Source organism: Paraburkholderia ultramafica (assembly GCF_902859915.1).
Lineage (GTDB): Bacteria > Pseudomonadota > Gammaproteobacteria > Burkholderiales > Burkholderiaceae > Paraburkholderia > Paraburkholderia ultramafica.
Window position 1 is genome coordinate 33,849 of sequence record NZ_CADIKK010000010.1, and the last position, 21,254, is coordinate 55,102.

17 protein-coding genes are annotated in these 21,254 nt (G+C 65.5%); 12 read left to right on the top strand and 5 right to left on the bottom strand.

Annotation, left to right across the window (positions count from 1 at the left end; translation table 11 throughout):
* Positions 1-70 precede the first annotated feature (70 nt).
* Positions 71-634, bottom strand: coding sequence for an FUSC family protein (locus tag HV744_RS12425; protein WP_175149952.1), 564 nt, complete (start codon positions 632-634; stop codon positions 71-73).
* 479 nt (positions 635-1,113) lie between these two features.
* Here HV744_RS12425 and HV744_RS12430 point away from each other — a divergent pair, with 479 nt between their 5' ends.
* From HV744_RS12430 to HV744_RS12440, 3 genes are all read left to right on the top strand, one after another.
* Positions 1,114-1,677 (top strand): DUF4142 domain-containing protein, encoded by a 564-nt coding sequence (locus tag HV744_RS12430; protein ID WP_175149808.1) that lies wholly within the window; start codon positions 1,114-1,116, stop codon positions 1,675-1,677.
* Positions 1,674-2,018, top strand: a complete 345-nt coding sequence (locus tag HV744_RS12435; RefSeq protein ID WP_175149810.1) for a DUF1488 family protein — start codon at positions 1,674-1,676, stop codon at positions 2,016-2,018. Before HV744_RS12430 ends, HV744_RS12435 begins: the two co-directional genes overlap by 4 nt.
* Before the next feature lie 261 nt (positions 2,019-2,279).
* A complete protein-coding gene (locus tag HV744_RS12440; protein WP_175149811.1) occupies positions 2,280-2,732 on the top strand; it encodes a ferritin-like domain-containing protein in 453 nt (150 codons plus the stop codon).
* 102 nt (positions 2,733-2,834) lie between these two features.
* Here HV744_RS12440 and HV744_RS12445 read toward each other — a convergent pair whose 3' ends face one another.
* Positions 2,835-3,173, bottom strand: a complete 339-nt coding sequence (locus tag HV744_RS12445; RefSeq protein ID WP_175149812.1) for a BON domain-containing protein — start codon at positions 3,171-3,173, stop codon at positions 2,835-2,837.
* Positions 3,174-3,683: 510 nt separating this feature from the next.
* On the opposite strand from HV744_RS12445, the gene HV744_RS12450 reads away from it, so the two are divergent.
* The 9 genes from HV744_RS12450 (at position 3,684) to HV744_RS12490 (ending at position 15,738) form a co-directional block, all read left to right on the top strand.
* Positions 3,684-5,165 (top strand): RNA polymerase factor sigma-54, encoded by a 1,482-nt coding sequence (locus tag HV744_RS12450; protein WP_175149813.1) that lies wholly within the window; start codon positions 3,684-3,686, stop codon positions 5,163-5,165.
* A gap of 135 nt (positions 5,166-5,300) precedes the next feature.
* Positions 5,301-6,479, top strand: a complete 1,179-nt coding sequence (locus HV744_RS12455; protein WP_175149814.1) for a pyridoxal phosphate-dependent aminotransferase — start codon at positions 5,301-5,303, stop codon at positions 6,477-6,479.
* 187 nt (positions 6,480-6,666) lie between these two features.
* The gene (locus HV744_RS12460; RefSeq protein WP_175149815.1) at positions 6,667-8,469 is read left to right on the top strand and encodes a S10 family peptidase; all 1,803 of its coding nucleotides are present in this window, start codon (positions 6,667-6,669) and stop codon (positions 8,467-8,469) included.
* 199 nt (positions 8,470-8,668) lie between these two features.
* Entirely contained in the window at positions 8,669-8,863 is a 195-nt protein-coding gene (locus tag HV744_RS12465) for a hypothetical protein (RefSeq protein WP_175149816.1), read from the top strand.
* Between the two features lie 44 nt (positions 8,864-8,907).
* Entirely contained in the window at positions 8,908-9,651 is a 744-nt protein-coding gene (locus tag HV744_RS12470) for a (Fe-S)-binding protein (RefSeq protein WP_175149817.1), read from the top strand.
* A complete protein-coding gene (locus tag HV744_RS12475) occupies positions 9,648-11,039 on the top strand; it encodes a lactate utilization protein B (protein ID WP_175149818.1) in 1,392 nt (463 codons plus the stop codon). Before HV744_RS12470 ends, HV744_RS12475 begins: the two co-directional genes overlap by 4 nt.
* On the top strand, positions 11,026-11,610 hold the full coding sequence (locus tag HV744_RS12480; protein ID WP_175149819.1) for a LutC/YkgG family protein: 585 nt from the start codon (positions 11,026-11,028) through the stop codon (positions 11,608-11,610). Before HV744_RS12475 ends, HV744_RS12480 begins: the two co-directional genes overlap by 14 nt.
* Before the next feature lie 82 nt (positions 11,611-11,692).
* A complete protein-coding gene (locus tag HV744_RS12485) occupies positions 11,693-13,465 on the top strand; it encodes a VRR-NUC domain-containing protein (RefSeq protein ID WP_175149820.1) in 1,773 nt (590 codons plus the stop codon).
* Complete coding sequence (locus HV744_RS12490; protein ID WP_175149821.1) at positions 13,462-15,738, top strand: ATP-dependent DNA helicase; 2,277 nt, start codon at positions 13,462-13,464, stop codon at positions 15,736-15,738. Before HV744_RS12485 ends, HV744_RS12490 begins: the two co-directional genes overlap by 4 nt.
* Positions 15,739-15,959: 221 nt before the next feature.
* On the opposite strand, the gene HV744_RS12495 is transcribed toward HV744_RS12490, so the two are convergent.
* The 3 genes from HV744_RS12495 to HV744_RS12505 all read right to left on the bottom strand — a co-directional run bounded on the left by HV744_RS12495 (position 15,960) and on the right by HV744_RS12505 (position 21,072).
* Complete coding sequence (locus HV744_RS12495; RefSeq protein ID WP_175149822.1) at positions 15,960-18,617, bottom strand: mechanosensitive ion channel family protein; 2,658 nt, start codon at positions 18,615-18,617, stop codon at positions 15,960-15,962.
* Between the two features lie 274 nt (positions 18,618-18,891).
* Positions 18,892-19,239: an NIPSNAP family protein gene (locus HV744_RS12500; RefSeq protein ID WP_175149823.1), complete on the bottom strand. Its 348-nt coding sequence runs from the start codon at positions 19,237-19,239 to the stop codon at positions 18,892-18,894.
* Positions 19,240-19,380: 141 nt separating this feature from the next.
* Positions 19,381-21,072, bottom strand: coding sequence for an MFS transporter (locus HV744_RS12505; protein ID WP_175149824.1), 1,692 nt, complete (start codon positions 21,070-21,072; stop codon positions 19,381-19,383).
* Between the last annotated feature and the right edge of the window lie 182 nt (positions 21,073-21,254).

The window sequence follows — 21,254 nt, forward strand, 5'->3', positions numbered from 1 at the left end:
GCGTCGGCGTAACGCCGGGGCGTTACCGGCGTCGACCGCAAGAGGATGACGCTGCGCAAAGCCGGCGGGACTAGCCGGGTTTGCCGAACCAGCGTTGCTCGATACGCGACATCAGCCAGGCGACCAGCAGCGCGCAGACCGTGCCGATCGTCACTTCGCCGAGCCGCAGCAACGCTTTGTCCCACGCGGGCCCGATGCCCGGCACCAGCAGCATGATGGTCGCGGTGATGCCGCCCAGACGCGCCGCGCTGCCCACATTCACGATCCAGCAGATCACGATCGCCACCGCCACCGTGGCCGCATAGGCGGCGAAGTGGCCGCGGCCGAGCAAGGCGCCGGCCAGACCGCAGATGCCGCCGACCATCGCGCCGATGAATTGATCGCGCGACAGGTTGCGGGTGTCGATATAGCTATGCTGGCTGACCGCGATCGCCGTGATCGCGGCCCAGAACGCCTGTTCGGTATGCAGCGCACGGCCGATCGCGAAGGCGAGACTGGCGCCGGCGACCGCCTGCACCGCCATGAAGCCGCCTTCGATCAGCCGCTCGCCGAGCGGTAGCGCCTTGAGAAAAGCAAACAGCGAGTTGGCTGCGCTTGCCCTTGCGGTACGTCTTGAATCGTCGCGGGAGATCATCGGATGGGACGCGCCTGATTGCAGCATGAAGGTTCCGTATTCTAGCGAGTTCAATTGACGATCGAGCGGATCAAGGTTGCAGACAGAAGTTTCAAGCATGACGCGCGCATGGCGTCGGTGACTCGGTGCAAGCCAAGGCGATGCCCAGCACGGGCCCTGGCGCACTGTGTCATGCCATCGCGGAACGATCCCGACAGGCGTTCATTCAACCCGTCAAACGTATGGACCAGACTGCAATTGAAGGTCGGTTTGAAGGTCGATTCGACACGCGACATCAGATGGGCACATCTTTTGCTGATTAGCACGTTAATAAGTAATGAAGAAGGGCCACTCCGCGCTATGTGGTCAGGCCTTGGCATGGTCGAGGCGCGACGCGGCTTGAGCAAAGTTGATGAGCGAGGCGCGCAGCGCGCGAGCGCACTTGCTGTGCCTCGTCGGTCAGCTCCGCGACGGTGACTCGTCGAACAGGGAGAAAGTGCATGAAACTCCGGTATTCCCTACAAGTCGCGACAATCGCGCTGGGTCTGAGCGCGGTGTCGATCGGCGCGGTCCATGCGCAAGCCAGCGACGCGCCCGCGAGCGATGCGCCGGTCAGCCGCACCAGGCTTTCGCCGGCGGACCAGCAGTTCGTGCAGGACGCGTCGACGTCCGACGCCACCGAAATCGCAGCCAGCAAGATCGCGCTGAAGAATTCAAACGACCCGCACGTGCGCAAGTTCGCGCAGCAGATGATCGCCGACCATACGAAGCTTTCGCACGGCATGGCGGCGCTCGTGTCGAAGAAGGGGTTCACCGCGACGCCGTCGGCGGATTCCGCGCTGGTCGGCAAACTGCAAACGCTCAAGGGCCAGCAGTTCGATCAGGCCTACGTCGAGCAGATCGGAGTGGAAGCGCATCAGCGGGCGGTGGACTTGTTCCAGCAGGAAAGCCAGAGCGGCACCGACGCGCAGTTGAAGGCCGCGGCCACGCACGCGCTGCCGACCATCAAACACCACCTCGCGATGGCGCAGCAACTCGCCGGCGAAATGAAGGGTTCGTCATGAACGCGATCCTGGCGCGACCGGCCTATGAGGACTCCCTTATGCAAATCATTTTTACGGACGACAAGCCGATCTTCGACGGCGCGAATCTGACGGTGCGCTTCATGGCGCGGGTAGAAGGCGAGCCGGTGGTGTGCGCAATCACCGCCGAGGCGCTGGAGGATCATTTCGGCGCCGATTCCGCACTGGAAAGCGCGTTGATGGCGGCCTTCGACAAGGGCCGTCAGCGCATCCGTTCGGTTTGCGCGGAAGCACTCGACCAGAACAACGGAGAAGGCGTGGTGTTGCATAGCGGACTGTTCAGAGTGGAAGGCATGGAACCCGATCGCGGCGCAACGGCGTAGTGCCGGCGCGTGCCTACGCTTGAGTTTTTGATGCGCTTGTCGAACCGGTGAATCACAAAACGGCCCGGCATTTGTCGGGCTGTTTTGCATTGCGCTGCAATCCGTGTTGCCGCGTTGCGCGTTCCATCTGACGCTCGCCGCGCCGGGTACGGCTCATGCGTATGGATCGGCGAACCCCGTTGCCAGATGACCAATGCGCCGCAGGCGAATGCGGATGGCCGGCAGCGGATTCCTCGACCAACGAAACCCTGGAGGTATTGAATGGCTACGAACGTTGTTTCCGTGCTGAACGATCTGGTCGAAACGTCGAAGGACGGCGAGAAGGGCTTTCGCAAGGCAGCCGAAGACGCACACGACGCGCAATTGAAAACGATGTTTCTGGCGCGTGCCGAGGACTGCACGCGCGGCGCGCGCGAGCTTCAGGACGCGGTTCAAAGTCTGGGCGGCAAGCCCGAGACGGGCGGCAGCATGAGCGGAGCGCTGCATCGTGGCTGGGTCGACGTGAAGTCGGCGGTGACCGGGCGCAGCGATCATGAGATCCTGGCTGAATGCGAAAAGGGCGAAGACGTCGCGAAGAAGCGTTATCACGACGCGCTCGAAAAGGATTTGCCGGTGGACGTGCGCACGATCGTCGAGCGGCAGTATCAGGGCGTGCTGCAAAACCATGATCGCGTGCGCGATCTGCGCGATCAGTACGCGGCGAGCCAGCGTTGAATACGGCCAGGCGGCTGGCGCCTGGAAGGGGCGCTGGTCGCTGGTTTTCGAGTTTCGATAGAGCCGGCCACAATCGACATCTTCCGGTGCTATCGCCCGGTCTTATTCGGCGGCGACCTTCAGATGGTTCTTCACGCTCGACACGCCGTCCACCCCTTTCACGACTTCTTCGGCGGCGGCCTTGTCGTCGGCCGACGGCACTGAACCCGTGAGCCACACCACGCCCTTGTGGGTCTTCACGTGAATATGGGTCGACTTGACGTTCTTCGCAGCCAGCAGATCCGCCTTGGCCTTGGTGGTGATGGCGCCGTCGTCGACGTGCTGGCCGATGGTTTCGGAGGCGGCCGACGGGGCCGACCCGCTGGTCTGCGCCGTAGCGTTCAGTGCGAAAGCGACACAAGCGATGCTACCTGCGGTCTTCAGAAGTTGGATGGTCTTCATGGTTTCTCCTTCGGGTGTTGATGAAAATTGCGGTCTTGTTGCCTGCGGTCGATCGCGGCCGGAACCGCCGATGACGTGCGTGGGGTCGTTGCCGCTACGGTTCCGTCAGGGCCCCGTTATCGACACCGGGCGACGGCCGCTGCATGCGTTGCGCCTGTGCGTCTGGCGTGTCTCGCTTGCAAAGACCGGCGTCCGTCCACGTAGTGCTGCTGCGCAAGTGGTGTGCCCGGCGTGCGAAGCGAACCCGCCCAGCGTGGAAAAGCCGTTACCGCATCAGTATTTAGGCTGACGAATAGGGCAAAGCAGAGGCGCGGCGCGCGCTCCCGCGTCGTGCCGGGCGGGGAATCGGAAATTGCCGGGTACTTGTAAAAAAGGCGCCCGACGCCTGCGCAATTGGCGGGCCTGAAAAAGCAAAGCGTAGAAAAAACAGGGTGTTGGGCGAACTGGTACGACAGTTGCTCTGAGGGGGTCACTGACCCTCTTCCAGCCTATTAACGGGACCTCACTACAATGCCTTCAATTGAACTACGCACGAGGCAGTCTCTCGCACTCACGCCGCGTTTGCAGCAATCGGTGCGTCTGTTGCAGTTGTCGTCTCTGGAGTTCCAGCAGGAGTTGCGCACCGCGCTCGATACCAATCCGTTCCTCGAATACGACTCGTCGGAAACGGAAGACGTCGCGCTCGCCACCGCATCGCCTGGCGAAGAGACCGGCGCGCTGCCCGCGGCCGATACGGTCGACGCCGCCGAACCCGATTCGCTCCCGGCTGACAACGGCAGCGGCGACACGCTGGAAAGCGCGGGTCAGGACGACGTGCCCGGCGACTTTTCGGGCGACTACAGCACCCGCAGTTCGACGCGCCAGAACGGCGATCCGGAGAGCAGCGATCCCGCCGAATGGGCCCGTTCACAACCGACGTTGCGCGAGCAGTTGCACGACTCTCTGCGTCTGTACCGGCTCGACGACCGTGACCGCGCGGTGGCCCGCTTCATCATCGAGGCGCTCGACGATGACGGCTATCTGCGTCAGGAGCTCTCCGATCTCGCCGATAGCGTCGATCTCGAACCGGAATTGACCGAGGAAGAGTTGCTGGTGGCGCTGCGCCTCGTGCAATCGCTCGACCGTCCGGGGCTGGGGGCGCGTTCGTTGTCGGAGTGTCTGTCGCTGCAGGTGAATGCGTTGCCCGCCGATACGCCGGGGCACGACGTTGCGCGCGAAATCGTCGAGCATCATCTGGAACGGCTCGCGCGCCGCGAACAGGCCGAGTTGCAAAAGCAGATTGGCTGCAGCGCAGAAGAATTGCGCGTCGCCTGCGCATTGGTGCGCAAGCTCGATCCGAAGCCGGGCAATTGCTACGGCCGTACTGAAGACAACTACGTGGTGCCGGACGTGATCGTGCGCCAGGTGCGCAACAAGTGGGTCGTATCGATCAACCCGGCGGTGCAGCCGCGCGCGCGGATCCATCGGATGTACGCGGAACTGTTCGCGCAATCGGCCGGCGGGAGCCGCTCGCCGCTCGCGCAACAGTTGCAGGAAGCGCGTTGGCTGATCCGTAACGCACAGCAACGTTTCGACACGATTCAACGCGTCGCGGAGTGCATCGTCGCGCATCAGAAGGCCTTCTTCCAGTACGGCGAAATCGCGCTCAAGCCGATGGTGCTGCGCGATGTGGCCGAAGAGCTCGGTCTGCACGAGTCCACCATCTCGCGCGCCACCGGCAACAAATATATGGCCACGCCGCGCGGCATTTTCGAGTTCAAGCATTTCTTCCCGCGCGAGTTGGGTACCGAAAGCGGCGGCACGTGTTCGGCCGCCGCGGTGCGCGCGCTGCTCAAGGAAATGATCGCCGCTGAAAACACGCGCGATCCGCTGTCCGACGTGACGCTGGCGAAGATGCTCGCCGATCAGGGCGTGCTGGTGGCGCGGCGTACGGTGGCCAAGTACCGGCATCTGATGAAGGTGCCGCCGGCGGAATTGCGCCGTCAGATCTAAGCGCGTCGTGCCCCGTCGAAGGGGCCGCGCTTGAGGGCCACGCGAGGCTGTCCGCTCGCGTGGCTCTTTTTCGTAACTGGACGTTTCGTGCGCGCGCCATTACATTGGCGGGTCAAATCGAAACGGGTGAGCGCAATGAAGTACTCGAATCTGGTCGAGCGCCTGCAAGGCAAACGCACGTCGGCGTGGGAAATCCACCGTGTCGCGCAACTGGCGGCCGCCGCCGGCGAAGACGTCATCGTACTGAGCGTGGGCGATCCGGACTTCGCGACGCCCGCGCCGATCGTCGAGCGCGCCATCGACGCATTGCGTGGCGGCGATACGCATTACAGCGCGGTGTCCGGCCGCGAGCCGTTGCGCGCGGCGATTGCCGATGAACATGCGCGCATGACCGGCTGCACCGTGAGCGCCGCCAACGTGATCCTGACCGCGGGCGCGCAGAACGGCGTGTTCGCCGTGTCGCTATGTCTGCTCGAAGCAGGCGACGAAGTGATCGTCCCCGAGCCGATGTACCTGACCTACGAGGCTTGCGTGCGTGCGGCGGGCGCCACGCTGGTGCCGGTGCCGGTCGATCCGGCGCGCGCGTTTCACGTCGATTGCGATGCGCTCGAAGCCGCGCTCACGCCGCGCACCAAGGCTATTTTCTTCGCGACGCCGTGCAATCCGACCGGCGTGGTGATGCCGCGCGCCGATCTCGAGCGCATCGCGCGGCTCGCCTGCGAGCATGATCTGTGGGTGCTGTCCGACGAGGTCTATGCGGAACTCACCTTCGAGCGAGAACACGTGAGCATCGTAGCGTTGCCCGGCATGGCGGAGCGTACCGTGACGCTCGGCAGCCTGTCGAAGTCGCATGCGATGGCGGGTTGGCGCGTCGGCTGGGCGATCGGACCTGCCGAGCTGATCGAGCACATGGGGCGGCTGGCGCTCGCGATGCTTTACGGTTTGCCAGGCTTCATCCAGCAAGCCGCATTGACGGCCGTGCGGAACAAGGCGGCGATCGCCGCCGAAATGCGCGAGATCTATCGGCGCCGGCGCGACGTGGTGTTCGAGCGGCTGCATCGGGTGCCAGGCTTGCGATGCCTGTTGCCCGAGGCGGGCATGTTCATGATGGTCGACGTCAGCGGCACGGGTCTCGCGACGGTCGATTTCACCTGGCAGCTGTTTCGCGCGCAGGGTGTGTCGGTGCTCGATGCGAGCGCGTTCGGCGAGACCGCGAATGGGTTCGTGCGGCTGGGATTCGTCGTGGACGAAGCGCGGCTGATCGATGCGTGCGAGCGGATCGCGGCGTTTGTGGGTGGGTTGCGGACTCGTTGAGCTTTCTTCAACATTTCGGTTTGTTTTCGTTTCGTGTCGAGAAGCGATGCGTCATGGGAGGAACGGGCCGCGAGGCGAGTTTTTCAGTTGACGTCGCTAAAGCTTGCGTCAAAAATCGAGCGCCGGGTTCGTCTTCAATACCAACACCCTGGACATCGGCGCATCTCGACTCGCACGCGGGAACCCCATGGGCCTTCGTTTCTATCCTTGGTTGCGCCAATCACTGATGGCGGGATCGTTGGCGGCCGCTCTGGTGGCCGTGACACTCGTTCTCGCTGCGCTGGCCGCACTGACTCAGATGTGCGCGGCCGCCGAACTGGACGATTCACCCGACCCCACTGTCAGCGAGGAAAGCGCGGCGTCGGAAGCCAGCGCGCCTGAGCGCGCCCAGACCGGCCCGCAGCGTCGACGCGCCGCAGCGAACGAGACAAGCGAGGCGGCGCACGATCCGCAGCTCGTGCCGTCACGCACCGGCAGCCAGCCACGCACGCCCTCCGCCGCTCGCTACGACGCGCCGGACACGCCGGACACGCCGGACACGCCGCAGCACAATGCCAGATCGGCCGCTGCGATTCCGGTGCCCCCGGAAACTTCAACCGTCACCCAGCATTCGATCCGGCTCGACGGCCGCAAGATCGACTACACGGCGACCGCCGGCAACCTGTTGTTGCGCAACAGGACCGGCGAGGCCAATGCCAGCGTCTTCTATGTCGCCTACACGGTCTCCGCCAAAGCGCCGTCGACACGCCCCGTCACGTTTCTGTTCAACGGCGGCCCGGGCGCCGGCAGCGTGTTTCTGATGATCGGCTCGTTCGGGCCGAAGCGGGTGCGTACCGCGAGTCCGGCCAGCACGCCGCCCGCGCCGTACGCACTCGACGACAACCCCGACAGCCTGCTCGGCACGACCGACCTCGTCTTTATCGATGCGGTCGGCGCGGGCTTGTCGAAGGTCGTCGGGCAGGGCGCGGGCAAAGACTTCTGGGGCGTCGATCAGGACCTCGGCGCATTTTCGCAATTCATCGACCGCTATCTGACGGTGAACCAGCGCTGGAATTCACCCAAGTATCTGCTCGGCGAATCGTATGGGACCGCGCGCGCCGCAATGCTCGCGTATCGATTGGGGCAGAACAATATCGCGCTCAACGGTGTGATCCTGATGTCGTCGGTGCTCGATTCCGAGGCCTTTGCGCCGGGCTCCGATTTCAGAAGCGAAAGCTATCTGCCGAGCTTCGCGGCGATCGCGTGGTATCACGACAAGATCGTGCCGAAGCCCGCCAGCTTGCCGGCCTTTCTCGACGACGCCCGCGCGTTCGCCCGCGGGCCCTACGCGCAAGCGCTCGCGCAGGGCGACGCGCTGCCCGACGAGCAACGCGATGCGATCGCCGCGCGCGTCGCGCAGTTCACCGGCCTCGATGCCGGCTACGTGAAGCGCAACCGTCTGCGTCTTTATCCTGCGCGCTTTCGCAGTCAGTTGCTGCGCGATCAGTCGCGCAGCGTCGGCCGTTACGATGCGCGCTTCGAAGGCCTCGACTTCGACGATGCGTCCGAGCATCCCGACTTCGATGCATCCGTGAGCAGCGTGTCGAGCGCTTTCGATGCGGCGCTTCATCGGCACTTCGCCGAGGATCTGCACTTTACGCCCGCCGACCGTTACGTCGTCTTCAGCGACGAAGCGTTGACGCACTGGGATTGGAAACATCGCGCATGGTGGGGCGAACATTTGACGGCGCCGTATGCGGCTGGCGATCTGGCCGAAGCGATGCGGCAGAATCCGCGGTTGCGCGTGATGTCGCTGAACGGCTATTTCGACCTCGCCACGCCGTTCTTCGCGACCGAGTACGCGCTGGCGCATCTGGGCGTCGACGGTCCGCTGCGTGCCAACGTGCGGATCGCCTACTATCCGACCGGCCACATGATCTACCTCGACGACGAGGCATTGCACGCACTCAAGCGCGATCTGGTGAGCTTCTATGATGCGGGGGCGCATTGAGAATCAGATTCGCAGGCCATCCGTATTGATTCGCGCGTTGGTTATGCGCCCGACTCGTCCGATATGGCGCGATAGCATTCGGTCGATCTTCAGCGTGGTTTGCGCCGTTTGAATAGCGGAGCATCCGGCCTTTGCCGTCGTGCGTCGCCGCCGGTGCGCAAATTCGGTACGCGCCTTCGAACGGTATAATCCAGGCACCGTGCCACAGTCGTTCAAAGTCGCGCGGGTCGTCGATCACTGCCTGCCAATCCGCTTGCTCAACCGGCTTCGCCAATCGCTGCCCATGGAATTCCGCCCGATCCAGTCGTTCACGCGCAAACGGCTCTCCGACATGGTGTCCGACCGGGACGTAAAGCCCCAGCCGCCATGGCTCTCCAGCCTGATTCCGCAGTAGAGTAGGCGAATCGCCCGCTGCCGCCTTTTCTTTTCAAAGAGCTTATGAAAGTCGCCCTGTTTATCCCGTGCTTCATCGACGCGTTTTATCCCGAAGTCGGGATCGCCACGCTCGAATTGCTCGAACGCTTCGGTATCGAGGTCGACTATCCGCAAGAGCAAACCTGCTGCGGCCAGCCGATAGCCAACAGCGGCGCGCATGCCGAGGCAGCCGGCGCCGAGCGCGTGTTCGCGCGCAACTTCGCGGGCTACGACTACATCGTCGGGCCGTCCGCGAGCTGCATCCATCACGTGCGCGAGCATTTGACCGCCATCGAACAGACCAGTGAAGTGAAGAAGGTCCGCGCGAACGCTTACGAGCTGGTCGAGTTTCTGCACGACGTGGTCGGCGCGCGTGAATTTCCGTGGGCCGAATTTCCGCATCGCGTCGGTTTGCACAACAGTTGCAGCGCGCTGCGCCATCTGAAGGAAGCGTCGGTGTCGGAAATCGCGGCCACGCCGTTTTCGAAACCCCGCGCATTGCTCGAACGCGTGAAGGGCATCGAGTTCGTCAAGCCGGCAAGGCCCGATGAGTGCTGCGGTTTCGGCGGCACGTTCTCGGTCACTGAAGAGCCAGTGTCGGTGCGCATGGGGCAAGACAAGGTGCGCGACCATCTGAACGCGGGCGCCGAATACATCGTGTCGGGCGACATGTCGTGCCTGATGCACCAGCAAGGCTGCGCGGAACGGATGAAAGCCGACGCGCGCTTCATCCATATCGCGCAGGTTCTCAACGGAGCACGCGCATGAACCGGATCGATCACGCGAAAGCCGCGGGTGCTTTCATCAAAAAGACGGAGCACGTCGCGTTTCACGACAGGCGTCTGTGGGATTTGCGTGAGAAGCGCGATGCGCAGGCGCATGGCATCGCCGAATGGGAGACGCTGCGCGAACTGGCATCGGGCATCAAGGAACACACGCTGTCGCATCTGTCCGACTATCTCGAACAGTTTGCCGCCGCGGCCGAGGCCAATGGCGTGGTGGTGCATTGGGCCGCCACCGCCGAAGAGCACAACGCGCTGGTGCACGAGATCATGTCCGGGCGCGGCATGACCACGCTCGTCAAAAGCAAGTCGATGCTCACCGACGAATGCAGGATGCGCGAGTATCTCGAACCGCGCGGCATTACGGTGATGGAGACGGATCTGGGCGAACGCATCCAGCAACTCGATCATCAGGATCCGAGTCACATGGTGGTGCCCGCGGTCCATAAATTGCGCGCCGATGTCGCCGAACTGTTCGGCCGCACCATCGGCACCGATCCGAAGAATAGCGATATCCACTACCTCGCGGAAAGCCAGCGGATGAACACGCGGCCGTACTTCGTGCGCGAGAAGACGGCCGGCATGACCGGCTGCAATTTCGCGGTGGCGGAGACCGGCGCGGTCGTCGTGTGTACCAACGAAGGCAATGCGGACCTGTCGGCGAATGTGCCGCCGCTGCATATCGCGTCGATCGGTATCGAGAAGCTGATTCCGAAGGTAGCGGATCTCGGCGTGTTCATCCGCATGCTCTCGCGCAGCGCGCTCGGCTCGCCGATCACGCAGTACACGTCGCATTTCCGCGCACCGCGTCCCGGCACCGAGATGCATTACATCCTCGTCGATCATGGCCGCTCGGAGCGGCTCGCGATGGAGGACTTCTGGTACTCGCTCAAGTGCATCCGCTGCGGCGCGTGTATGAACACCTGTCCGGTGTATCGGCGCAGCGGCGGGCTGTCGTATGGCGGAACTTACTCGGGGCCGATCGGCGCGATCATCAACCCCACGTTCGATCTGAAGCGCTACAGCGCGCTGCCGTTCGCGTCGACGCTCAACGGCAGTTGCACGAACGTGTGTCCGGTGAAGATCAACATTCACGAGCAGATCTACAAATGGCGCGCGGTGATCGCCGAGCGTCATGAAGTGCCGTTCGTGAAGCAGGAAGTGTTGAAGATGGCCGGGCGATTGCTGGCGAGCCCGACCCTGTATCGCGCGACGGTATCGTCGATGGGCAGCGCGTTGCGGCGGCTGCCGAATTTCGTGCTGTATAACCCGCTCAACATCTGGGGCAAGCAGCGCGAGTTGCCGGAGGCGCCGAAGCTGACCTTCCATGCCTGGTACAGGAAGAATCGTGGAGGTGGTGATGACAACGCGTGAGGCTTTTCTCGCCAAGGTGCGGCAAGCGCAACCGGCGGCCCGGCCGCGTCCCGAGGTGCCCGTGTTCGACGCGGCGGGCGGCGATCTGCGCGCGCGTTTCACGGCGGCGTTGCAGTTGATGGGCGGCACCTGCGTCGAGGTGGCGGCGGCAAGCGACGTGAGCGGCCTGATTCGCGAGCGGTTCGGCGCGGCGGCGTCGATTGCATCGGCAACTCCGGAAGTGCAGGGTACACGCGCGCTCGCGGCGGACACGCAACCCGCTTCGTTGCAGGACATCGACGTCGGCGTGGTGCGGGCGCGCTTCGGTGTCGCCGAAACCGGCTCGGTGTGGCTCAGCGAACGCGAGTATGTGGTCAACGCGTTGGGCTACATCGTTCAGCATCTGGTCGTGCTGCTCGATCCGGCGCAATTGCTCGACGGTTTGCAGGACGTCTATCGTCGTGACGATTTCCGCGACGCTCGCTATGCGGCGCTCGTCACTGGACCTTCCGCGACGGCCGACATCGAAGGCGTATTGATTCGCGGCGCGCAGGGCGTGCGCTCGTTGACGGTGGTGTGGGTCGCGGCGTGACGCGTCATTCGCAGCAGCGGAAGCAGCGACGGACTTTGCTATCATCATCACTGTATAAACATACAGGTCATGCGGAAAGCCCGTGGCAACCGATGCTCGGTCAGATATCGGCTCTGACGTCCCTTACTACCTGCTGAACTTCGAGCGCGCGCTGGCGTGGCTCGCTACGCGTTACGACGACCTGCTGGACGCGCAGGAGCACGCGTTCCTCAACGCTTTCGAAGGTTTGCCGCAAAAGTCCCGGGCGCTGCTGGTGCGCATGCTGATGCGCAAAGGCATGCTGTTTCGCGCGAGCCGTCTGTCGTATGACGAGATCGGCTGCCCTTTGCAGGCGGCCGCGCCATTGGCGGCGCTCGGCTGGGTCGACACCGAGCCGGCCCTGACGCTCGATGATCTGTTTGCGCTCAGCACGCGGCCTGAGTTGCTCGAGATCTTCGCACCGACCATCGCGTTGATTCCCGGTGCAAAGAGCTTGCGCAAACCGGATTTGCTGGAAACGCTGCGCCCGTTTTATGAAAGCGCCGGCGACGCGGAAAGTCGCGCGCTGCGTCCACTCTCCGCCTGGTACGCGCCCTCCACGGACTACGTCCTGCACGTCGCTATTGCGCCGCTCTGCGAACGCCTGCGTCTGATGTTCTTCGGCAATTTGCAGCAGGACTGGTCGGAGTTCGTGCTCGCCGATCTCGGCGTGTTCCAGTACGAAACGGTGGCGTTCGCACCTTCGTCGCGCGCATTCCAGCAACGCGCGGACGTCGACGTCTATCTCGCGCTGCATGCGTGCCGCGAAGCGCTCGAGTGGCTGCCCGTCGACGACACGGCGGCGATCGACGAACTCGTTGCCACCGTCGGTGCGATCAAAATCGCCAACCCGTGGCTTGAAACGCGTCGCGCGAAACTGCTGTTCCGTATCGGCCAGGATTGCGAACGTCGACAGAATTGGGCTGCCGCGCTCGCTGTTTATGAGCAGTGCACGTGGCCCGGCGCGCGCCACCGGCGCATGCGCGTGCTCGAGCGCAGCGAGCGCTTCGACGAAGCCTTCGCGTTGGCCTCGCAAGCCGCCGTCGCGCCTGAAAGCGAAGCAGAGGCGCAGCGCATCGCGCGCATGTTGCCGCGTTTGCGGCGCAAGCGCGGCGAGCCAGCGCTGCGCACGCCGGCGGCTCGCCCGGTCGCGCGCAGCACGCTGGTGCTGCCGCAGCCCGAGACGCCGCAAGCGGTCGAATACGTCGCGCGCGATCATCTGACTTGCGACGCCGCGCCAGTGCATTACGTCGAGAATGCGCTGATCAACTCGCTGTTCGGCTTGCTGTGCTGGGAGCCGGTGTTCGCGGCGTTGCCCGGCGCGTTTTTTCATCCGTTCCAGCGCGGCCCGGCTGATCTGCATGCGCCGGATTTTCACGCGCGCCGTGCGGAACAGTTTGCCGCGTGTCTCGCGCAACTCGACAGCGGCGACTATCGCGAGACGATTCTGCGGCATCTGCACGGCAAGGCGGGGCTGCAATCGCCTTTCGTATTCTGGGGGCTGCTTACGCCGGAACTTGTCGCGCTGGCGCTCGACTGTCTGCCCGCCGCGCATCTGAAACTGTGGTTCGAGCGCTTGTTGCGCGATATTCGCGGCAACCGTTCGGGCTTGCCCGACCTGATCCGCTTCTGGCCGGCCGAGCGTCGCTATGAGTTGATCGAAGTGAAGGGGCCCGGCGATCGCTTGCAGGACAACCAGATTCGCTGGCTCGCGTACTGCGCTCAGCACGGCATGCCGGTGCGCGTGCTCGACGTGCGTTGGGCCGGCGAAGCGGTCACGGAAACGGGAGCCGCGGCGCAGTGGGCCACAAAGCGCGACACTGAGGCCAGCGCATGACCTACGTGGTGGCCGTGCGGGCGATGTGCGAGTTCACGGCAAGGCGCGGCGATCTGGATCTGCGATTCACGCCCGCGCCTACGTCGCTGGAAGGCATGGCCGGTCACGTGACGGTAGCGGGGCGGCGCGCGAGCGGCTACGAAACCGAGATCACGCTGACGGGCACGCATCGCGGCCTGACCGTGCGCGGCCGCGCTGACGGTTACGATCCGGTGGCGAACCGTCTTGAAGAGGTCAAGACCCATCGCGGCGATCTGGAGCGGATGCCCGCCAATCACCGCACGCTGCATTGGGCGCAGGCGCTCGTGTACGGCCATCTGCTGTGCCGTACGCGCGGCCTCGCCGAATTGACGGTGGCGCTGGTGTACTTCGATATCGGCAGTCAGAAGGAAGCGCTGCTGACGCAATCGCATACCGCGCGTGAACTGGAGATTTTCTTCGTCGAGCAGTGCGAACGCTTTCTCGAGTGGGCCGTGCAGGAAGAGGCGCATTGCGCCGCGCGCAACGCTGCGCTCGGCGCGTTGCAGTTTCCGCATGGGCAGTTTCGCAGCGGGCAGCGCGAGCTGGCGGTGTCGGTGTATCGCGCGGCGCGAGACGGCATGCCGTTGATGGCGCAGGCGCCCACCGGCATCGGCAAGACGCTCGCGACGATTTTCCCGTTGCTCAAGGCGTGCGCTTCGCAGCAGATCGACCGCGTGTTCTTCCTGACCGCGAAGACGCCGGGCCGCGCGCTCGCGCTCGACGCAGTCGAAACGTTGCGCCGGAGCGCCGCATCGTCCGGCGCGCCACTGCCGTTGAGAACGCTGGAGCTGGTCGCGCGCGACAAAGCCTGCGAGCATCCCGACAAAGCGTGCAACGGCGAGTCCTGTCCGCTCGCGCGCGGTTTCTACGACCGGCTCGACGCGGCTCGCGGCATGGCGCTGGCGGGGGCGCGCCTCGACCGTGCGGCGGTGCGCGCAGCGGCGCTCGCGCACGAGGTCTGTCCGTACTATCTGGCGCAGGAACTGGCGCGCTGGGCCGACGTCGTGGTCGGCGATTACAACTACTACTACGACAGCAACGCGATGCTGTACGCGCTCACGCAGATCAATCAGTGGCGCGTCGGCGTGCTGGTCGACGAGGCGCACAATCTGCTCGACCGCGCCCGGCGGATGTACACCGCGTCGCTCGATCAGGCGGCGTTCCGGCTCGCACGCAAAACAGCGCCGGCAAGTTTGCGCAAGCCGCTTGAACGGTTGCAGCGCGAGTGGAACGCCGTCAAGCGCGTGCAGACCGGCACGTATCAGGTCTATGCCGAGGTCCCCGGCAAACTGCTGTCGGCCGCGCAGAATCTGATCGGCGCGGTCACGGATCAGCTCGCCGAAGCGCCGTTTTCCATCGACGAACCCGCGCTGCGCTTTTTCTTCGATGCGATGCAGTTCGTCGCGCTGGCCGAGCAGTTCGGCGAGCACTCGATTTTCGACGTGACGCTCAGCACCGATCGTTACGCGCCGCGCGACAAAACCAGCGCCACGCTGTGCGTGCGCAACGTGATCCCCGCGCCGTTTCTCGCGCCGCGCTATGCCGCCGCGCACACCACCGTGATGTTCTCCGGCACGCTCAATCCGCACCATTTCTATCGCGACACGCTGGGGCTGCCGGCGCAGACCCGATGGCTCGACGTCGATGGGCCGTTTCGCGCCGAGCAATTGCAGGTGCGCGTGGCCGGCAATGTCTCGACGCGCTGGCGCGACCGCGAGCGCTCGCTCGCGCCGATCGTCGATCTGATCGCGAAGCAGTACGCGGCGCAGCCGGGCAATTACCTGGGCTTCCTGAGCAGTTTCGAGTACCTGCAGCGCGTGGTCGAGTTGATGCGTGAGCGGCATCCCGGCTTGCCGGTCTGGGCGCAGGAGCCCGGCATGGACGAAGCCGCACGCGACGCGTTTCTCGCGCGCTTTCGGACGATGAATCAGGGCGTCGGCTTTGCGGTGCTCGGCGGTGCGTTTTCGGAAGGCGTCGATCTGGTCGGCCAGCAGTTGATCGGTGCGTTCATCGCGACGCTCGGGTTGCCGCAAATGAATGATGTCAACGAACAGATGCGCCGCACGATGGACGCGAGGTTCGGCAACGGCTACGACTACATGTATCTGTACCCGGGTTTGCAGAAGGTGGTGCAGGCGGCCGGGCGCGTGATTCGCACGGAGCAGGACCAGGGCGTGCTGCATCTGATCGATGACCGGTATCGGCGGCCCGAGGTGCGGCGATTGTTGCCGCGATGGTGGCAGGTGCAGTAGGTTCGCCAGGCCCTAACGGATCGCTACGCGCAGCGTGTGCCGGTTCGCGCACCGTTGCTGATCGTGCGCGGCGCCGTGATCGCGAGACGACATGAAACGCGACGAGACGACACGAGACACGCGTCCGACGGCGCCGCGAGAACTGACCGGATGGCCAGTCGCGGCGCTGATCGCAGACGCTGTGCCGCGCGTCTGCGAACGCGCCGGCTACGCGCTTCACTTCACTGATGCGGCGAGGTTGAACCGGGATTCGCGGGCGTGCCCGGACCACCCGCCGGCTTCGGATCGACGGGCACCTGGTCTGCCACCGGCGCGTCCTCTTGACGGGCCGCGGCGGTGAGCGATGCATCGTCAGCCGGCGGCGTCGGCGTGTCGTTCAATGCCCCCGCGGACGTCTCACCCGCTTCGACCTTCGCCGCGCCACTCTCCGGGTCCCACGTCAGCAGATGGCGCTGCGGATTCGCGATCGCGATGCCAAGCTCGCGGAACCGGTCGACAATGCGCCGGTTGAATTCGCGCTGGACGCCCCAGCGCGCGGTGTCGCGGCACTGCATCTGGCCGGCCAGCGTGACGGCCGAGCCGTCTACCGCATCGACGCCCCAGAATGCGAAGTCCGACAGGATGCCGTCCTTGAACTTCTCTTCCTCGCGCAGCGCGGCGCCGATTTCCTTGAGCGTGTCGATCGCCCGATCGACGTCCTGACCGAACGCGATGTTGACCCGCACCGCTGCATTGCCGAGCCCGCGATTCGTGTTGTTCACCGTCGACACCGAACTGAAGGGCACGGTGAACAGCGAGCCGTCGCTGCCGCGCAGCCGCACGGTGCGGATCGACAGATATTCGACGGTGCCGGACACGCCCGCGAGCGTGACCCAGTCGCCGACCTGCATCGCGTTTTCCATCAGCAGGAAAATGCCGGTGATGAAATCCTGCACCAGCTTTTGCGAGCCGAAGCCGAGCGCGACGCCGAAGATGCTCGCGCCCGCCAGCAGCGGCCCGATGTTCACGCCGAGTTCGCTCAGACCGGTCAGCACCACCACCAGCGCGATCACGCAGAAGAGCGCGCTGCGCAGCATCGGCATCAGCGTGCGCAAGCGCGCGGCGCGCACGAGATCGCCGCTGGTGGTCCAGAGGTCCAGCCGCCGTTCGACCGACACGTTGACGATTTCCCACACGATCAGTGCGGCGATCGCGGCCACGCCGATCGTGGCGAGCGCCGACGCGAGCCGATGGCCGATCGTGCCCGGGCGGAACAGATCGACGACGTCGACGCCCCATACCTGCAATAGCGTGAGCGCGGTGACGATGCCGATGACCCAGCCGATCACGCGCCGCATCAGCGGGTAATAGCGGTACGCGTGCTGATGCAGCAGCGACCTCGCCGAATCGTCCTGCACGTTGAAGAGCCGGGCCAGCGCGCCGAAGATCACGATCGACACGACCCGCGCGCCCACCAGAATCGCCACCGTCCAGCCGCCGATATGAATCAGCGCGCGATAGCCGTTGCGCACGTCGAATGCCCAGACGCACCACAGCGCCATCACGATGGCCACCGTGAACCACGCCCACGCATCCGCGAACGCATTGCTGAGGTTCTCCAGCGACTCGCGCTCGACGAAGCTCTTGCGGATCAAATCGCCCACCGGCTTCGCGCATTGCAGGATCAGGATCGAGATCATCACGTGGCCGGCGAGCGCGACCGCCTTCAACAGCGCGAGATGCGCCGCGTCGTTCAGACCGAGCGACTGCGCGACCTCGGCGAGCGCAACCCCGGCGCCCACCACGCTGACGATGCGCACGACCCAGCGTTGCACGAAGACGGCCCACGCATCGCTCATGCGCAACAGCCGCAGGCGCGGCGCGGTGGGTTGCAGAAAGAAGCTGCCGATGAGCACGATCACGCGGCTCAGCACGTAGACGTCGATCAGCGAGTCGAGCGCGCGGTCTTGCGGCGTGCCGTCGGTGGTGAAAATCGACATCAGCGCGCTCGCCGCGCCGACGAACACCGCGAGCGGCAACAGCCGCAGCAGCGTGATCAACAGCGCGCGCGGCAGACGCTGCAGCAGCGTCCAGTGATGGGTGGCGTTGCGCTTGCCCTGGGCTGCGATGATTTCGTCTTTGGCGAAGGCGTCCGCGGCAACAGACGCGGGGCTGATTGCCTGTGCCTCGGCTTCCAGCACGGGCGGCACGGGCCCAATCGGCAGCGGCGGCGCGGCGTGGCGCGCATCGGCCGGTTGCGGCGCGTCGTCGAAGGGCAGATCGCCTTGCGCGTCGTCGGTTTCGTTCTGCTCGCTGCGTTCGCGGCGCGCGGCGAGCGCCTTGTACGCGCGGCGCAACAGGCGCCGCGCGAGCCATTCGAGCACGAGCGCGGGCACCAGCGCGGCCAGCAGCGTCCACACGACGTTGATCAGCACGGCGCGCGCATGCGAGTTGGTCAACTGCCAGTTCCACCACGCGCGTACCGACGCGACGTCGAGCAGCGCGGCGACCGAGACGCGCAAAGATTCGCCGAGCTGCATGGCCCAATGCGCGCCCTGACGGGCCATTTGCGACGCGAGCCCGTTGGACTTGAAGGCGTCGGGAACGAGGGCAGCGGGGCCGCTGGCCGCTGCCGGGGCTGACGCGGCCGCCACCGCCGATGCGGCGGGCGGCGCGCTCAGCGCCCCGGCGGCGGCGATCGCTTGCAGCGTATCGGCGACTTGCGCGCGGCGCTTGGGGTCGTTGAGAACGGCGAGGGCGTCGCGAGCCTGCTCGGGCGTCAGGCTGACCGCGCTGCCCGACACCGGCGACGCGGGGGCGGCTTGCGCGACGGCGGCAACCGCCGGCACGGCGCCGATGACGAGAAGAACAAGAAGGCAGGCTTGAAATAGTTTGCGCATAGGGTGTAAGGCGGGGTACCAGGTGCGGACGACCGTGCCGAAACGCGGGGCTGGGTTCGGCGGCGTGACCATGAACCGACACGGGCCGGGCCGTACAAGTTCCTCGGGCGAAGGCTGCCGGGCGTGCTGTGCCGTGCTGTGCCGCGCCACGCCACGCGGCCGGCCGGGGCCGCGGGCGCCATGCGTAACAATAGCCGAACGCGGCCGAACGCGGCTGACTGCGGCTGACTGCGGCTGACTGCGGGCCGCCGGGGCCAATGCGCTGGCCAGACGATCAGGCGGTGGTCATCGTGCGAACCGGCGCGACGCTAAAGGTTCCTTCGACCACTTCGGTAAAGGTGCGCTCCTCGCGCAGGATGAAGCGTTTCGTCTGTGCGAGCCTGAAGTTGTCGAGCGCTTCGGCGTCGGCTCGCAGTCTCGCCCGATAGGCTTCGTACGCCGCGAGGCTGTCGAACGCGAGCAAGCCCCACGCGATGTCGTTGGTGCCTTCGTGCGGCAGGAAATAGCCGACCAGATGACCGCCGCAGCGCGGAATAATGCGGCCCCAGTTGCGCGCATAGTCGTCGAAGGCATCGCGCTGGAATGGGTCGATCTGATAGCGGATAAAGCAGGTGATCGCCATGTTGAAGCTCCCGGTTGCGTACGGTGGTATCGAACGTGTGGAGATCAGTATGGCGGCCGTTCGACCGCGATGTTTCAGGGTGTGATGAACTGTGGAAGGCTTGAGTTTGGGCAACGTGCAACGTGCCACGCACGATGCTTGCTAAGGCTTGCGTTGCGCGCTGATCGTCAACCTCGCCAGCGCTGCGCCGGCCAGTGCGCAAAGCGCCGATACCAGCGCGACTGCGCGAAGGGCCACGCCTAGCGCGTCGGCTTGCGCGTGCGCGACTTCGGCTTGGGGCGCGCCTGGCGCAGCCGCGAGCGGCGCGCCGCCCGAATCCATGCCAGCTTGCGCAAGGCTCGCCGCCGCGCGGGCGGCTGGCGGCACATGCAGCGCATCGAGCCGGGCGTCGAGCGCCGCAGCGTGCGACCACATGAACACGATCCCCAGCACCGCAATCGCCAGCAGGCCCGCCACTCGCGCCACCGCGTTATTGATGCCCGACGCGACGCCCGTGCGCGCGGCGGACACCGACGTCATCACGGTCGTCGTCAACGGCGCGACCGTGACGGTCATGCCGAGTCCGAGCACGGCTAACGCCGGGAAAAAGCCCCGCCAATACTCGCCGCGCACCCATGGAAGCGCGAGCATCGCGAAACCGGTTGCGGCGATGATCGGGCCCGCGCTGAGCAGCGCCCGTGCGCCGTAGCGGCTCGCGAGGCCGCCGGTGAAACGCGACAACAGGCCGATCGTCACCGGCACCGGCAGCAATGCTGCGCCCGCCTGGGTCGCGCTGTAGCCATACGCGCGGATCAACGTGAACGGCAGGAAGAACAGCGCGCCGCCCAGCCCGAAGTAGACCAGCAGCGTGACGAGATTGGCGCCGACGAAGTCGCGTGAATGGAACACGTCGAGCGGCATCATCGGGTCGTGGGTTCTTGCTTCGAGCATCACGAAGGCGATCAGCACGACGATGCCGCCGAGCACCAATGCCACCACCCAGCGGTCGCCGAAGCCGCGCGCCGACGCGAGGGTCAGGCCGTAGGTCAACGCGGCGAGGCCGGCTGCCGCGGTGGCCGCGCCGGGCCAGTCGAGCCTGGCTGCCGAGCGGGCGTCGAGCCGCCGGGGGCGGGCGGCCGGGGCTCGAGCCTCGCGCGCGCCCTGACCCTGCGCCGTCTCCTGCCGGCTATCCGGCACCGCCACGAACGCCAGCGCGACCGTCGCGCAGGCAATCGGCACGTTCAGAAAGAAGATCGCCCGCCATGAAAACGCATCCACGAGCCAGCCGCCCGCCACCGGCCCGAGCGCCGACGTGATCGCGCCGACGCCGGCCCAGGTGCCGATTGCCTGGCCGCGTTCCTTGTCGTCGAACACCGCGCCGATGATCGCGAGGCTGCTCGGCACCAGCAGCGCCGCGCCGACGCCTTGCACCGCGCGCGCCGCAATCAGCGCAGCCGCGCCCGGCGCGAGGCCGCAAGCAATCGAGGCCAGCGTGAACAGACCGATCCCCGCGATGAATACGGTGCGCCGCCCGAGCTTGTCGCCGAGCGAGCCGCCCACCAGCACGAGTGAGCCGAGAAACAGCAGATAAGCGTCGACGACCCACTGGATCGCTGCGACGCTAGCGCCGAGTTCGGTCTGGATCGACGGCAACGCGACGTTGACGACCGAGCCGTCGATGAACGCCATGCTCGAACCGAGGATGGTCGCGGCCAGCGCGAGCTTTTTACGTCGGCAGGGTGAGTCGCAACTGAGCGGCTGCGCGCGGATGACGAGCGCGTCGCACGGCGCGGCCTGAGCGGGCAGGACGGGGGAGGGGCGGCGCTCGGACGCCGGAACGTGCTGATCGGCCAAATCCACTCCGGTGCGGCTGAACGGCGTTCAGCGCAGCGACGCCAACGGGTCGTCGACAGGCGGGCAGAACACTCCCGGCGGCACCAGGCGCTGCCGAGCCGATATCGCAGATTCGCCCGCGCGATACCGGATGTTCAAACTCAAACTCGACCGGACCAGACCCGCGACACAGGCGCGCCGGC